The organism is Limosilactobacillus gastricus PS3 (genome assembly GCF_000247775.1).
Taxonomy (GTDB): domain Bacteria; phylum Bacillota; class Bacilli; order Lactobacillales; family Lactobacillaceae; genus Limosilactobacillus; species Limosilactobacillus gastricus_A.
Genome location: NZ_AICN01000036.1, coordinates 1 through 15,884, shown reverse-complemented (window position 1 = coordinate 15,884; position 15,884 = coordinate 1). Strand labels below are relative to the sequence as shown.

The following is a 15,884-nucleotide window of genomic DNA, read 5'->3' as shown; positions in this document are numbered from 1 at the left end:
GAAAATGCAACAACCAAATATTTATTTAAAGATCGGTGATGAAGAAGAATTTAATCCTGCCGATTGTATCAAAGGGTTAAAATACTTAGGCGTTGCTAATGAATCTTCATCCCCTCAGTGGACAAATTTATATCAGGATTATCAGGGACGGGATGGTTCTCAATTTTTAGGCCAAACACTAGCGAAAAGGACGGTAAATGAACCGTTCTTTTTGCATTTCGGTCAATGGCAAGACTTTCAGCTTGCTAAGCATGAAATTTATCGACTATTTGCAGATCGTGAGAAAGTTCGAGTCCGAACCGATGTGAATCCCGATAAAGTATATTTTGGATATGTAACGCCATTTGATATCGCACCATTAGAAGACTATTCGCATGAGGCTAAATTTACAATTCCTTTTGATGTCCCTGATGGGTACCGATATTCAAGGTATCGTTCAGATGCGCAACCAGGTGAGGGTCAATATGGAATGGATATAGCTAATGATCTGATGAACTATCACTTCACAAGCATGTCATTTAGGGTATATAACGCTAGTGACATTACAATTGATCCATATTATCAATCGCATGATCTGAGACTCTTAGTTACGTTTGAGGGAAATTCATGTAAGGTAACGAATAGTACCACTAATACAGAATGGAGATATCTAAAATCGTGTGAGGGGAAACAATTACTGTTTGACGGGAAAACACTTACCACATATGAAAACGGGAAAAATGTAAATGTGAATACAAACTACGGTTATATCAGTTTAAAGCCGGGATGGAATGAGATTACTGTTAGTGAAGCCAGTTCAATCGATATCACATTTAGTTTTCCCTTTATTTATGTATTATGAGTACAACTAAGAAGAATACTGCGGGACTCATTCTTGTTCGGGGCAAGTCATATACGCATAGTAATGTTAAGGATGACAAGGTTGACACTACTACTTATACGCTTCACTCGTTTGCTCCGGATTCCGTATCTGTTGAATGGGAGCTGAATGAGACGTTTCAGGCCACTTTTACTGCGGCCGATGATGGATCGGCCGCGTTTCAGGCTTTGTTGGTTCAAAATCAAGTGAACGTTGACGGACAGTGGTATGTTATTAAACAAATTACCCCTGATTATTCGGGTGGAATTACGACTTTTTCTGTTACTGCAACTCATGTGGTTTATGAAGTGCTTCAAAGTTCAAGAATATACCATGCAACAGAAATGAGGTGGTTAGATGCTGATAACCATCTCCAGAATCCTACTGCTAAAGAAGGACGAACGGAAAAGGAAATTGATCCTTCAGAATTACAAGACAAAACCAATGAGTCCGATGATGCAACTACGGATAGTACGGTAAGTAATGACAATTCGACTATTAATAATGATCAACAAACGACCGTTGTTTCTGTTAGTGAATTATTGAAATCATTTTTCCCATCTGGAAAAATTGGTGAACAGATAACCTATGAAATTCATGGGGATTTTTCACCAGTTGCGATTGCCTTAAATCAGGATTTGCAGGCAGCAGACGTGATAGATTTAATCAAAACTAATTGGACGTCGGCAATTATAATGCCTGATAACTTTAAGCTTAATATTTATTCTGATACAGAGTTTTATAAGCATAACGGAAATAGGATTGATTATCTCCATGACACTTCTGAAATGCAGTTAAGTTATGACACAACTAACTTAACAAACGCTGCTCGGTTAATTGGTGCTTCTTACAATGATGCATCTTCTGGCAATGTTTCTGGAATTACCACTGCTCAAAATGGAGATTGGGGTCCGGCAATTAGAAATGCTGCTTCTATGATGAATGTATCCATTTCTGATTCACAGGTTGAATTGATTAAAAGCGTGATCCAACATGAATCACATGGAGATGAGAAGGCAATTAATAACTGGGATAGCAATGCGGCGAAAGGAACTCCTTCGAAAGGGCTGCTTCAATACATTGATTCATCATTTAAGAAATATCAGGTATCTGGTCATACTAATATCTGGTCAGGTTTTGATCAGTTGTTAGCCCTTTTTAATGATTCTAATTGGGTTTCTGATTGCCATGTGGGCGGTTGGGGCCCAACCGGAACCAAACGGATGGATAAAGTTGCAAAGTCTGAAGAAAATATGGGGGCTAAAAAGTGGATTAGCGTTGCTAAAAGTTATGTGGGTATTGACTATGTGTATGGTGGAGGCCACAGTGCCAGTGGAGACCCAAAAGCAGGCATGGATTGTTCTGGGCTTGGTGAGAAAATAGCACAGGCTTGTGGCCTTGATATTGGATGGGGAGCCACCACTACTCTTGAAAGCCAAGGAAACGTTATTAATAGGTCTGAAGTCCAAACCGGAGATATGGGTTTTTATGGCTCCCGAGGATCTTCATACCATGTTGTCTGGGCATTAGACAATAGACAGTTCATTGCCGAACCTCAGCCAGGGCAAAAATGTTACATTGGTAATATTGATGGTTATCCTGCTGATTTTTGGATTAGAAATCCTAAAATTGCGGCATTTGTTGGAAACGGAACGACAAGCGGCTCTGGTGGATCAGGTGAGAGTACCGTGACGGTTTATTACTTCACGCCGTTTTATTATATTAATCAAGAATCTGCCAAACGTTGGGGAGTTCATGAGACGGATGATATCACTAGTGATTCTATTTCAACCGTTGAAGAAATGAAAAAGTACGCTGATAAAACGTTTAGCTTAAACCCTGAGTTTAATCTAACTGCAACACTAGATCCTAATACGGAGATTGTTAAAGGTGACATAACACATGTTTCTATTAGACCAGCTGATTATGAGACAGATTTAAAGTTAGTAGGGTATACTCAGTATCCCTACTCCAGTGCTCAACAGCCTTCTGTAACGTACAATTCAAATCCCGCAACAATACTTGACTTTTATACATCTCAAGAGAAAAAAATAAGCTCAGTTCAACGACAATTGGTTGATGCGACTAAAATCAGTCGTACCAACCAGAATTGGCTTAATAATTATGTAGGAGGTGAGACCAATCAATAAGGAACCCACACTCGATGACATTATAGATGTGATCAGAAAGATCGATATCAAATATGACGGGAAATCTGGGGCGGTTTCACAGGCGATCTCTGATTTAAACTATAAGGTGGTTCAACCCGCCATTAAAGAGGCTAACCAGACTGCCAAACAGGCGGATAAACTGGTTGAACAGTCTAAAGTCCATGATGACGCCATCAAGGCACAAGATGAAGCTTTAACAGAAGCTAAGCAAAATATCAACGAGGCATGGTCAACTGCTCATAGCGCACTTGAAGAAGTTAAAGAGACAGGCAAGATACAAGCGGCCGATCATCGCGATTTAGTCGCCAATCAACAAGCCCTTGATCAATTAACGACGGCTTTGGCTAGTCAATCGGCCGAGACAGTAGTGGTAAAACGAACCGCCAGTGAGGCTAGTGTGACCGCCAAGGGCGCCAACGAGGCTGCTGTTCAGGCTAAAGTAACGGCTGCAAGTGCCCAGACGATTGCCACCAATGCGGCCAGTGACGTGATAGTCGCCACTCAAACGGCGCAGGAGGCGAAGACCGTGGCCACCAACGCGCAGGGAGCGGTTAGTGTTTTTGACCAGACGGTCCACGGCTTTAGCCAGCGGGTGAGTGAGGTAGAGAATTCGGTCAAGACGCAAGTCTTATCGGATAGCCAACAAGACCTGAACCGCCTGACCACAACTGGAATCTACTCCATCCATCGGACTGATACCACCAACGCGCCGTCAACGGAGCGGTGCTTGGTCACAGTTCGCAACGATGGTAATGGCCGGATTTACCAGACATGGCAAGCCGACGATAAGCCGGGAAAACGGTTCTATCGCACTAACAACGGTTCTTGGTCATCGTGGGTGGCGGTTACTACTCAATTGGATATCTCATCGCTGAAAAACTTGGTAACCAGTGCCCAAACGCAGATCAATCATAACAAAAACGACATTGCGTTTAAAGCTGACAAGACGACGGTTGACGCACTCAACAATATGGTTATCCAACAAGCGGCCACCTTGAAAACGGCTAGTGATGCGATCTCGTCGAAAGTCTGGAAGAGCGACATCACCAGCGCCACTAACGGTCTGGCGAGCCAATCCTTTGTACAGACAACTGTGAATCAGAAAGCAGATTTGTTCTCGCTGGCTATCAATAAGCTACAAGACCAGGTTGACAGAACCAAGATTGGTGGTGTCAACCTGATTAGTAACAGTGATGGCACGTTAATCCTTGGCTACGGTATCAGTAACACGACGTGGCAAGATGGCAAAGTTTACCATCAGCTACCAACGACGGTTGATGCTGGCGAAGTCCTTCCACAGAGTGGATCGGTGTCAAGTTTTACATCTTACTATGGTTGGCAAGCAAACACTACTTACTGCCAATCAATCATGATTGACACGGACGCTAGCTTGCTTACAGCTACCCCTCAAATGTCATGGTTTAACACAAAGAAACACATCGTCGTCAACGGTAAGTTGGAAAAGATTGGCAATAATACTTATCGGCTGTGGACAACTTACACGCCGTCACAAGACGATGTAGCAGGCGGCAAGCTTCGGTTACTGGATCTAATCAATTTAACTAAGATTATCAACATGGCGACTGGGACTTACATCAAGTTATATCATCCACAGTTAGAGCGTGGATCGCAGCCGACTGACTGGTCGCCAGCGCCAAGCGACTTGGCCACCAGTCAAAGTGTTACTAACCTGACAGCCAGCCTAGACGGCCTTCAAGGAGTGGTCAGAGATAAGGCCTCTCAAGCACAGTTCAACGAACTGAGTAATTTAATCCAGACTAAAGTCGCCAATGAGACCTTTTCGAGTAAGGTTAGTCAGTTAGCGGAGGCAATTAACCTGCGAGTGGCCACCAAAGATTTAATCTCACAAATCAATCTACAAGCTGGGGGCAATGGCTTAATCCAAATTAACAATGGACGAGGCAAGTTAGTGATGGATGCTGGGACGACTGTTTTCACGGGAACGGCGTTTATTCCTGGCGTGGCTATTAGTGAATTGTCGGCCGATAAGATCACTTCCGGAACCATTGCCACGGGGACTTTAAAAGTGAACCTAAATCAGGGTTTGATTGATTTCCGAACGGGTAATGGGTCAGGAACCTACTTTACTAAGGATCAAGTGGTGTTTAGTAAAAATAATGTAGAACCAGGCTTTATTGGGATTGCTGGTTCACCGATTGGTAATACCACGACCAACGAATTATCCATTAACTATCATGGTAAGAATAAAGGGGGCTTTGCGGTTCGTGACATTGATAATCTGGATCGGCAGGGCCGGTTAATTGTCTCCAATGAAGATAACCGGTGGGAAACGCATACTAATAATGCCACGTATTCAAAATTAGTCGTTGGTAATAAAGATCCCTATTTTGAATACCACTATGGAGTCGGGCTGAAAACGGATGTTATCAATGGCCTGTATATCGATCAATCGGGGGCCAGTTTAAAGTATAAGTCGGTATCGCAAGGGACGGGAACGGGAATCAACATTCATGATGCTTTAATTAATGTGCATGGCGATGACACTACCTCGGCGGTGGGCTGTCAGTTGCGCGTCCAAGGCTGGTCGTGGGTGGCCGGTTACGTTGAAGCGATGGGGCATTCGCTCCATTCAGCCTTGTCATTAAAAACGAATATTGAACGTTTAGATCCGGCTTATTGCTTGGCCTTAATTAATCAAACAGACTTGACCAGCTTTACCTTTAAGGCAGAAGTAGCTAGCGGAAGTAATTTCCGCCATTTTGGGCCAATTATTGATGACGTCAATCAAGTAGCACAATATAATACCCCGCCCGAATTTATCGCAGCTACTTATGGAGATGCACCGGCGCGGGACGATGATAATATTATTGGTGCCCTGATGGGCGCCGTGCAAGAATTAACGAAACGATTAGAGAAAGTTGAGAAAACTAATGGAATTTAACTTAGAAGAATTAACCCAAGCCTATGCGGCTAAGTTAGGTAGTCTAGAAAGTCAATTAACGCTATCGCAAGTCACGGTGGAGAAGTTGCAAGATCAAGTCAACAGTCTCCAAGCCGAATTAGACAAATTAAAGCCAACTGAGGAAGCGACAGCTGATGCCAAGAAAGGAGGGCGTCGTTAATGACCTACAAAGTCCATGCAACTAATATTAATACGGTGCTCAATGAGGATGGATCGACTCAATATGTGGAAGTAGCCTTAGCTGGACAAGAAAGTGAGACTAATGGCTATGCCAGTGCACGGGTGCGGATCCAACAAGCTGATTTAACGGCCCCACAAACCTTCGATAACATTAATAAGACGGTGACCGTTAATCTGGCTTTGAAGCTTAGTCGGAACTTTTTTACGGCGGAAGCTCTGAATGCGAACAAGACAGCCACTGCCCCAAGTGCTCAAGCTAGTCCAGCCCCGGCGAGTGCTGAGCAATAGGAGGTGGTCAGGATGACCACCAGAATGATTGTACTGGGGGATTCAATTTTGTGGGGGACGACCGGTTTTGATTCGGCCCACCCGCGAGCGAACCCAACCATCCCCGACGCGATTGGTTCTGCACTGGGCTGGACGGTTGATAATCAAGCTATTGGCGGTACTAGGTGGGCGGACGTTGATAACAAGGACAACTTTCTTGAACAAGTTGCTAAGTTTAATTTTAAGAACTACGACGTTGCTTTACTGGGCTACGGAATTAACGATTTTGACGACTTCCCGCACTCAAGCCCTAAGCAGATTACATCCGCTATGTCGACTGGAATCACCAAGATGAGATCAGATAATCCAACAATTCGGATTTACATCGAGCTGCCAACGCCCAGCTTTGCCAAAGGATCCGATGATGGAGTGGTTAACGAAGCCGGTTACAGCCAACGTCAAATCTACGATACGATCAAACAGGAGGCAGCAACGCTTAACCTACCAAGCTATGATTGGCGGGATAGTCCCCTAATCACTTATGCGAATCGTAATCAAACGTTGGGCGATGGTCAAATCCACCCGGTTAACGCTATCCAACAGCAAATGGCGGCAAGGTTGGCCAGCTGGATCAAGTCACTGGAACCAACTTACAATGCGACTTATCTAGCCGGTAAGGCCGTTACGGCAGGTGATAACTCGTCAAGCGGGGTGGTAATCGACCATGACAACACCCCCTCGATTGACTGGTCAACCTTGGATAATGGAAGAGCCAGTCAACCATCAGCAATAGTCACGACACCGAAGTTTGACAAGATCACGCTAGAGACGATTAATGTGACGTGCGAACTCAACAGCAAATTCAACAGCAATGTCAGCAAGATTATCAACGCAATGTGCAAGATTGCCGGTGTCAATGCCGCTGAAGTTGGGTGGACGGCTAAATCATTTACCTTACTAAACCGTGCCTGCAGGAATTACCTGATTGACACGGTTTTATTATTGCGTCAAACCACGATTGATTTACTCGGATCAACCGAAATCGATGATGGCAACGGAAATTTAGTCAGTGTGGAGGCCATGACCCCACCGACGAGCTTGATCATTGATGAAGTGATCACCGAGCTAAATACCGATTTTAAAAACGCCGCAACGGCGCTCAATTTGATGATTGATCAACTCAATCAAGGTTACTAAATGAAAGGAGTAAAATATGACAGAACGATATGCGGGGCGGAACTATACGCCCATTGATACCACTTTGCCCAGTGATGACACCACGGCGATTCAAGAATTGAGTGGTCGGCAAGGCGATAATATGCGGACGGCTTACTTGCAACTCATGCAGACGTCGGGCGGTGTGCAATCTGCTTGGAACTTATCCGGTTACACAATCAAGCTATCTGGTAAGGATAGTGCGGGAGTAGTTAAGACTACGACCACGGCAACGGTGGTTAACGCTAGCAAGGGATTGGTTAACTTGTCGATTCCTAGTGCTTTCTATCAAGCCACTGGGGACTACCAACGGGCCTTCTTACAAATCTTAAAGGACAGTCAAGTAGTCTCAACGGTTAACGTCGGCATTAGTGTCTACGAAAACGGTCTAGCCATCACGACTAGTCAATCAGAACTTTACTTGGATAGCGTGGCGCAAGCCGAAAAGTCGGCCTTGGCGATGTATGATCCACTAACCACGCAAACCAAAGCGTTGCAAACGGCACAAGCCGCCATGACAACCGAACTAAAAGCCATGCAATCCACCATCGAATCGACGGGGGTGGCTAAGGTCGGCACCAACAATACCTTCACGGGGACCCAACAATTCGCCAATGTTAATGTTGGGGGCACTCTTAATGCCAACCAAATCACCGGTGGCGCGTGGGAACAAGTAAAGGCACTTCATAATTCCTTAGTTAGTGATTCCGGATTTACTTCCAAGGGGATCAACTATCTGAATGGGGCGAGTGGGGCCTTGGTAGTGCGGCGAACCCGGATTGGGACTATTAATACACTAACGGTGAATGGAAATATGCATTTAAACGAAAGTCTCAGCCCGTGGGGGCCACGACGGAATGCTTTCCAATTGACCGCCTTAAGTGGAGCGCAAAACGTCCAAATTATCAATAACGAAATGCCCGCGGATAAGGGCATTACGCTTTGGTGGGGCTTAAATGGAACGACCTTGACTTTGCAAAACATTACGGGTGGCGGCAGTACTGGTGATCCGGGTTGGGTCTTCCAAGTGGCCTTGACCCTACAATGGTAGGAGGTGATTAGATGGCTGAGACAGACATTCTAGGAGATAAAACCGTCATCTCGCTTAACTTACAAGATGATGGCACCGTGGCGATTAAGCAATCGGACCTGGCAAAGCTGCTACCAACGATTGATGCGGCCACGGGGGATTGGTTGATCAACGGCGTTGACTCGGGCACTAAAGCGAAGGCGCCAGTCTTAACGATCAGTGATACGAATGGGCATTGGTTAATCGATGGTCAAGATAGTGGCCAAGTGGCGATTGGAACCCAAGGGACTCAAGGCGCCAAAGGTGATGCCGGGGTTAGCTTTGTGATTAATTCAGTCACGATAGGGGAACAAGCTAGCGTTACCAATGCCGGGACCACTAGTGATGTCAAGCTTGATATTGTTTTACCGAAAGCAGCAGCTGGGAAGGACGGGGTCACGCCAAGCTTTAAGATTGGATCAGTGACGACTGGCGGTAGTGCAAGCGTGACGGATAGTGTTGATGGGACGACTCACACCCTTAACTTTGTCCTCCCACAACCGGATCTGAGTGCCTATACCGCCACCGATACCTTGACTAAGTTGTTGACCGATAAGGTTGATAAGGCGACGCTGACGAGCTACTACACGGCCAGTCAGTTGGACACTAAATTATCTAACAAAGCGGACTTATCCACCATCGCTAATATCGCCGATAAGGACACGGTGGCAACGCTAAGTGACAAGGTTAGCAAACTCCAAGATCAGGTCAACACACAAGCTCAAACGATCGTCAAACTTAACGATAGCGTCAACACGCTCATGGCCAAGATTGCAACACTAAGTTCGACGTCGTCAACAACAAACGGAAAGTAGGTGATTAAACTGCCACCACATGGATTTTGGGGGCTTGGTTGGGACGAGATTGCTTCAATTATCACAATTGGAGCCTCGATGCTTGCCGGGCTCCTATATGTAATAAGGTTAGCCTTACGACCAACAAATCAGTCGCTAGACCAACTAAATGACACAATTAAGCAAGAGCGCAGCATTAACGATCAGCAAGACCGTATACTCGACAATCATGAAACAAGGATCATTAAACTAGAAGATTTTAGGAACTATCACGAAAAAAGGAAGGACAACTAAAAATGAACACACAGACGATTGCACAATGGATTGTGGCGGTCGCTATCGCCATTTTAACGGCTAGCACGCCTTATCTATCAAACCTGCTTAAAAACAACACAGCAGCTAAAACAGACGCCAATTACGTGGCTTACTTGGCTCAATACGCCAAAGAGGCGGTCGTGATGATGGAAAAGATCGCTAGTGATGGCTATGTGCCAGGAAGTGCACAACTTCAAGGAGCGGTCACTTACGTTAAGGAAGCCTTGGTTAAGCTGGGCTTTACGGCAACGACTACCAAGGAGCTGACGAATGCCGTGGAAGCGGCTTACGCACAGCTCAAAGCGGATGGTGCTTTAGACTCCTACCCAGCCGTGACGAAAGAAGAAGCTGAATCAAAGCAAGCTAGCCAGTTAGATAGTCAAAGCGCCAGCTTATCGGCTAGTGTAGCTGAATCACAACTTGCTCAGGCTAGTCAAACAGCTAGTGAAGCCGTTGCCGCATACAACAGTCTCAGCGAAAAAGGGGGAGTAAACTAGATGATTAAAAATAAAGTCAAATGGGGAGCGGTCGCATTAGCGTCCGCTTTTATTTTGGTAACCTCACCAGTAATCGCCAATGGATCATCCAAGACGGATGACGCCGGATCTAAAGTTACTTATAAGATTGATGGCAAGACGATCAAGGACCAATGGTTGTATAAGTGGGGTAACAACTACTACTTTAACGCGGATGGTTATCGGTTAACCAATAAGACCGCCAAGATTGATGGTACCGTCTATCACTTCAACGATGACGGGGTCATGGTCAAAGACGGTTTCAGTGATGGCGGTGACCACTACTATAATCAAGAAGGAGAGCAGGTCGCTGACTACTTTTATAGCAATTGGGGGCACACCTACTACTACGGTGCGGATGGCAAGCGTTACACTGATCAATTTTATAGTAACTGGGGTAACACCTATTACTTTGGTAGCGATGGGGCTTTATATCAAGACCGGTTCTACTCTAACTGGGGTAATACGTATTATTTCAAGCCTGACGGTGTGTTAGCTCGGAATTACGTATACACGAATTGGGGTCATAGCTACTACTTCGATCAAGATGGTGTCTTAGCCAAGAATCGAGACGTAACCATCAACGGAGCTAGTTATCACGCAGACACGGATGGCGTGTTGCAAGGCGGAATCCAAAGCGGAGACTACGGGGTTGACGTGTCAAGCTTCCAGGGAACTGATTTAAGCGGTTATGCGGCTAGCGGGGCCAAATATGCGATCGTCAAGGTATCAGAGGGGACAGGCTATGTAAACTACAACGCAAGCGGCCAAATCGCTAGTGCGCAAGCTAACAACATGTACACGATGGCTTACCACTTTGCGACCTTTAGCAATGACAGCTATGCCGCCGTTAATCAAGCTAACTTTGCCATCCAACAAGCCCAAGCCGCCGGCTTACCAGCTGGAAGTTACCTCTGTCTTGATTGGGAAACTGGGGATGGTAATTATATCTATGGCAATACCGAGGCCAACACGCAAGCAATCCTGGCATTCATGCGGACGGTTCAAGCGGCTGGTTATAAGACGATGCTCTATTCAGGCGCTAGTGCTCTCCGGAACAATGTCAACACGTCTGAGGTGTTAGCAGAGTTCCCGAACTCTCTCTGGGTCGCTAGTTATCCAACGACAGCAGCGCAATGGCAAGCTAACATGAACTACTTCCCGTCAATGGACGGCGTGGCTGTCTGGCAATTTGCGGATAACTGGGCCGGTTTTGGTGTCGATGGTAACATCGCCGTGGCCAACGTGAATTAGTATGGACTGGTCAAAGCTAATCAACCTGGTTGTTGATATTGCAATTGGAATCATTTTAATTTGGATAGTCACACATTAATTTAATACCGCTTAGTTGATACTATATAAGCCCTACTAACTGGCAAGAATGCTGGTCGGTAGGGCTTTTTTGTTGTGGATAATTCACTTAAATTATTTATCAAATACACTTGATTATGTACCTAAATAAGTGTATTATAATAGATGTACCAGAAAGGAGGTGAGGCCTCATGTTCTTTCAGGGTAGAAAAAAGCCACAATTAACATCGATTAACTTAACGATCAGATTAGTAATCGTGACTTTAACTCTACATTTTGAGATTAACTAAGATCTCTAGGCAGGTAATCCAACTGCCTGCCTTTCTGGTACTTATTATAGATTAATAATGGGAGGTTGACAAATGATTTTACACGAAAGCAAACATGTCAAAATTGAAGCCCATAAAAACACCAAAAAGGAAATGGCAATTCAAGCAATAGAATGGGTTGTTTTGATCGGATTGATTGGAGGTGTTATCTGGTGGCTCAAATAAGCGAAGCCCGGAAACGAGCTAATAAAAAATGGAATGATGCAAATAAGGATAAGATGAAGCTTTATCAATATCGGTCAAAAGCACGTAAGTTTATTACTGAGTATGCAAGCGAAGATGAGTTACAAGAGTTACGTAATATGATAGAAGAGCGAATGAAAGATCTAAAGTAAATTTTAATTGTTATCATGTTTAAACGTGTTATACTTAATTTGTAACGTTTCACTTGGAACTGTAAGGAGATATGTCATGAAAACAAAGTCAAAATTAAGGAAGTGGGGGAATAGTCAAGGAATCATTTTATCAGCAGAAATGATAAAAAATGCTGGATTGTCTGTTGGCGAAGAAGTTAGCTTAGATGTCAAAAATGGCGAAATAACGATTGCACCAATCAAGAAAAAGTCCAGGTTAGCCTATCTGCTTGATAATTATGATCCTTCTCAGCCGTACCCGTTTGAACGAGTTGAATTGTCACCGACTGATAATGAAATCATATAGCCTCTGACGTGCGAGTTAACACGGTTAACGACAATAATAAATTATTTGGAGCGTGTATATGGAAAGTTATGTCTCTCCGCAAGTAAAGCGTGGGGATATCATTAAAGTTGAAAATTTACGTCATGGTGAACAACAAACTCATGACCAACAAGGATATCGACCGTGGTTGGTAGTTAGTGATGAAGGATTGCAAGACACGAGTCCGTTTGTAATTGCGATCCCATTTACAAGTCGTAAGGGGAGTTACCAAATTGAGATTGATTGGGATAAATTAGGCTTACGGACTAAAACCACCGGTACTCTATTATGTAGTCAAGTAAAATCTATGGATGTTGCTAATAGATCGTGGACCCGTGTAGAACACGTTGAGGTTCCGAAACTGGTTAGCCAACGGTTACGAGATTTAATGGATTTATAAAATAAAAAAACCCTTGCTTTAGCACAGGCAAGGGACAGACGGTATAGAGTGTTGGAACACTCATAATATACCGTCTTTTTTATTTGCGTGTCAAGAAATCACACTAATTTTAATCCATGTGTGCCATTTGTGTGCCAACTTGATTATTTTTAGTGATTCATAATTATTTATTTGTTGGTATATCAAGGGTTAGTCATTCTTAATTATTTATGATTACCCATCATAATGGAGATGGCGGGAGTCGAACCCGCGTCCGAGCATATTGCCATTCCAACGTCTACGTTCATAGATTAACTATTTAAATTTCGCTAGGTCGTCCGCCGCTAATCAAGGCTAATCTTCCTAGCTAGTTAGAAAAACTCTTTAATTAATTTCTAACAGCAATTAATTACGTAGTCCACTATTGTTAAAACCCAGGACTGCACCATGGACGAGCCCAGCTGGATTTACACCCGCTGTGGTTTAGGCAGCTAAAGCGTAAGAGTTTGAATTATTGTTTGCAGTTATAATTTAAAACTGAGCGTTTTTACGAAGCCGCAACCTTCGAAACGCAGTTGGAACTCAACCTATACCCGTCGAATCCAAGAACATCCCCGAAAAGAGTAAAAGTATTGTACATCAAATTAAATTTAATTTCAATTTCATAAATCGATCAAGTTTTGACTATGCTTTAATCAATAAAGTCGCTTATAATAACTTTAGAACTCTATGAATATAAGGAGCGATACAATGAAAATTTTAATGATTGAAGATAATAATTCAGTTTCGGCAATGATGGCCATGTTCTTTAAAAAGGAACAATGGGAAGCAACCTTTGCTTATGATGGGGAAGAAGGGGTTGATAAATTTAATGAAGCCAATGGTGATTATGACATCATCTTATTAGATTTGAACCTACCGAAAAAAGACGGAATGCAAGTTGCTGCTGATATCCGGCGGGAATCACCAACAATTCCGATCATTATGTTAACAGCTCGTGATTCGGAAAGTGACCAAGTTTTAGGTTTGGAAATGGGCGCAGATGATTACGTTACCAAGCCTTTTAGTCCAATTACTTTAATTGCCCGGATTAAGGCCTTACATCGTCGAATTCAATTGAGTCAAATTTCGGATGATACCGAAACTGAAAATTCTGAATACGATGTTCAAACGGATCACTTTAAGTTAAACAGTAAAACTCGTGAGGCCTACATTAATGATCAATTAATCGAGGACCTGACACCAAAGGAATTTGACCTCTTGAAGACCATGGCCATGAAGCCCAAGCAGGTCTTTACTCGGGAACAATTATTACAGTTAGTTTGGAATTACGAATTTTATGGTGATGAACGGACTGTAGATGCCCATATTAAAAAACTACGGCAAAAGATTGAAAAAGCCGGTCCAAAGGTCATTCAAACAGTTTGGGGGGTCGGATATAAGTTTGATGATTCCGATGCGGGTGAATAATGTATGCGACTAATTTATCGACAGATGATCGGTTACCTAGTGGTAATTGCGACCATTATGATCATGCTGACGATCACCTTTATTAGCGTTACTAACAGTACCATCTATCGCAGTACTTGGATGCAACTAAGTAAGTATGCTGACAGTATTGTCAGTACTTCAGTCCGCTATGATACTAGCCAACAAAAAGTGGTCGGTTTTAATAATGATCCGTTACGTTATAATGGCGAATTGTTATCGATGCAAAATGTTCACTTTGTAATATATGGAAGTAATAAAAAGAAGGTTTTCTCCAGTAACGAATTTCAATTAAAGATTACGGCAAGTGATTGGAAAAAATTACAAGATGGTGATACGATCCATCGGCGGATCGATCATCCTTCCATCAAAAAAGAAGCTAAAAAGAAGCCTAATGACACCATTTCAAGCAAGGATAAAGATACTAAGAAGTCTGATAAATCCGGTAAAAAAATCAGTCCGCCAATGACGGAAATCATTCGACCATATTTCTATAAGAATAAATTGGTGGCAGTGGTTGCGATTGGGACTTATGTTTCAACTGTTCATCAATCGATTAATCAGTTAATTCTAAACTTTGTCGGTGCCTTTATTATTGCGATGATTTTAGCCATTGGTTTGAGTTACTTGATTGCCCGGTCTTTAACTAATCGGATTAAGAAGATTCAGTTAGCGACTCATCAAATTGCCCAAGGTGATTATGATATCCATTTGAACCCGAAAGGTAAGGATGAATTGGATCAACTGAGTGAAGACTTTAACTTCATGGTGGATTCCTTAGCAGCGCAAAAAGAGGAAATTCACCAACAAGAAGAGCGACGCAAACAGTTTATGGCCAATGCGGCTCATGAAATGAGGACCCCATTAACCACGATCAATGGACTGCTGGAAGGGCTAGCTTATGATGCTATTCCAGAAGAAGATCGGATGCAAAGTATTAAGTTAATGCAAAATGATACTAAGCGTTTGATTCGACTCGTCAACGATAATCTGGATTATGAAAAGATTCGGACTAATCAAATTTCAATGGATCGGAAAATCTTTGATGCCAGTGCTGTTTTAGCAACCTTACATAAACAGTTGTCCAAGAAGGCGGAAGCTAATCAAGATCGGATAGAAATATATGCTCCTAAAGCCATGGATGTTTATGCTGATTATGATCGGTTTGTCCAGATTATGTTTAATATTATCCAAAATGCGATTCAATTTACCCAAAATGGGGTAATCACGATTAGTGGACAATTGGTTGCGAATGGATCTGAATTCTCAGTTTCTGATACGGGGATTGGAATGTCAGAAGATCAGATTAAGCATATCTGGGACCGATATTACAAGGCTGATCCGTCGCGGATGAGTACCAAATATGGTGA

Annotated in this window: 16 protein-coding genes and 1 other RNA gene; 16 read left to right on the top strand and 1 reads right to left on the bottom strand. The window is 43.4% G+C overall.

What is annotated here, in order from left to right; genetic code table 11:
• Nucleotides 1–4 precede the first annotated feature (4 nt).
• From PS3_RS04450 to PS3_RS04385, 14 genes are all read left to right on the top strand, one after another.
• A complete protein-coding gene (locus PS3_RS04450) occupies nucleotides 5–841 on the top strand; it encodes a phage tail domain-containing protein (protein WP_007122181.1) in 837 nt (278 codons plus the stop codon).
• Nucleotides 838–3,009, top strand: coding sequence for a phage tail protein (locus PS3_RS04445; protein WP_040468134.1), 2,172 nt, complete (start codon nucleotides 838–840; stop codon nucleotides 3,007–3,009). Before PS3_RS04450 ends, PS3_RS04445 begins: the two co-directional genes overlap by 4 nt.
• A 28-nt stretch (nucleotides 3,010–3,037) precedes the next feature.
• Nucleotides 3,038–5,953, top strand: coding sequence for a tail fiber domain-containing protein (locus PS3_RS04440; RefSeq protein ID WP_040468133.1), 2,916 nt, complete (start codon nucleotides 3,038–3,040; stop codon nucleotides 5,951–5,953).
• Nucleotides 5,943–6,134 (top strand): hypothetical protein, encoded by a 192-nt coding sequence (locus PS3_RS04435; protein ID WP_040468132.1) that lies wholly within the window; start codon nucleotides 5,943–5,945, stop codon nucleotides 6,132–6,134. The genes PS3_RS04440 and PS3_RS04435 overlap by 11 nt, the downstream gene beginning before the upstream one ends.
• A complete protein-coding gene (locus tag PS3_RS04430) occupies nucleotides 6,134–6,442 on the top strand; it encodes a hypothetical protein (RefSeq protein WP_040468131.1) in 309 nt (102 codons plus the stop codon). Before PS3_RS04435 ends, PS3_RS04430 begins: the two co-directional genes overlap by 1 nt.
• A gap of 12 nt (nucleotides 6,443–6,454) precedes the next feature.
• Nucleotides 6,455–7,618, top strand: coding sequence for an SGNH/GDSL hydrolase family protein (locus PS3_RS09825; protein ID WP_050950833.1), 1,164 nt, complete (start codon nucleotides 6,455–6,457; stop codon nucleotides 7,616–7,618).
• A 16-nt stretch (nucleotides 7,619–7,634) separates the two neighbouring features.
• Nucleotides 7,635–8,687: a BppU family phage baseplate upper protein gene (locus PS3_RS04420; protein WP_040468130.1), complete on the top strand. Its 1,053-nt coding sequence runs from the start codon at nucleotides 7,635–7,637 to the stop codon at nucleotides 8,685–8,687.
• An 11-nt stretch (nucleotides 8,688–8,698) separates the two neighbouring features.
• Complete coding sequence (locus tag PS3_RS09820) at nucleotides 8,699–9,520, top strand: hypothetical protein (RefSeq protein WP_050950832.1); 822 nt, start codon at nucleotides 8,699–8,701, stop codon at nucleotides 9,518–9,520.
• Nucleotides 9,521–9,795: 275 nt separating this feature from the next.
• A complete protein-coding gene (locus PS3_RS04405) occupies nucleotides 9,796–10,311 on the top strand; it encodes a phage holin, LLH family (protein WP_050950831.1) in 516 nt (171 codons plus the stop codon).
• On the top strand, nucleotides 10,312–11,583 hold the full coding sequence (locus PS3_RS10445; protein WP_050950830.1) for a GH25 family lysozyme: 1,272 nt from the start codon (nucleotides 10,312–10,314) through the stop codon (nucleotides 11,581–11,583). It abuts the gene before it with no gap.
• A 419-nt stretch (nucleotides 11,584–12,002) separates the two neighbouring features.
• Nucleotides 12,003–12,134 carry a hypothetical protein gene (locus tag PS3_RS10760; protein ID WP_268869364.1) on the top strand — a complete coding sequence of 44 codons (132 nt, stop codon included), beginning with the start codon at nucleotides 12,003–12,005 and terminating at the stop codon, nucleotides 12,132–12,134.
• Nucleotides 12,122–12,304 (top strand): hypothetical protein, encoded by a 183-nt coding sequence (locus PS3_RS04395; RefSeq protein ID WP_040468127.1) that lies wholly within the window; start codon nucleotides 12,122–12,124, stop codon nucleotides 12,302–12,304. Before PS3_RS10760 ends, PS3_RS04395 begins: the two co-directional genes overlap by 13 nt.
• Nucleotides 12,305–12,380: 76 nt before the next feature.
• Nucleotides 12,381–12,629 carry an AbrB/MazE/SpoVT family DNA-binding domain-containing protein gene (locus PS3_RS04390; protein ID WP_040468126.1) on the top strand — a complete coding sequence of 83 codons (249 nt, stop codon included), beginning with the start codon at nucleotides 12,381–12,383 and terminating at the stop codon, nucleotides 12,627–12,629.
• Between the two features lie 58 nt (nucleotides 12,630–12,687).
• Nucleotides 12,688–13,047 carry a type II toxin-antitoxin system PemK/MazF family toxin gene (locus tag PS3_RS04385; RefSeq protein ID WP_040468125.1) on the top strand — a complete coding sequence of 120 codons (360 nt, stop codon included), beginning with the start codon at nucleotides 12,688–12,690 and terminating at the stop codon, nucleotides 13,045–13,047.
• A 223-nt stretch (nucleotides 13,048–13,270) separates the two neighbouring features.
• Here the strand turns inward: PS3_RS04385 and ssrA are convergent.
• Nucleotides 13,271–13,642, bottom strand: a transfer-messenger RNA (tmRNA) gene (gene ssrA, locus PS3_RS10085).
• Between the two features lie 134 nt (nucleotides 13,643–13,776).
• Between ssrA and PS3_RS04380 the strand changes: the two genes are divergently transcribed.
• Both PS3_RS04380 and PS3_RS04375 read left to right on the top strand, forming a co-directional pair.
• Complete coding sequence (locus PS3_RS04380) at nucleotides 13,777–14,496, top strand: response regulator transcription factor (RefSeq protein WP_007122178.1); 720 nt, start codon at nucleotides 13,777–13,779, stop codon at nucleotides 14,494–14,496.
• A 3-nt stretch (nucleotides 14,497–14,499) separates the two neighbouring features.
• On the top strand, nucleotides 14,500–15,884 hold a 1,385-nt coding region (locus tag PS3_RS04375), incomplete at its 3' end, for a sensor histidine kinase (RefSeq protein ID WP_040468123.1).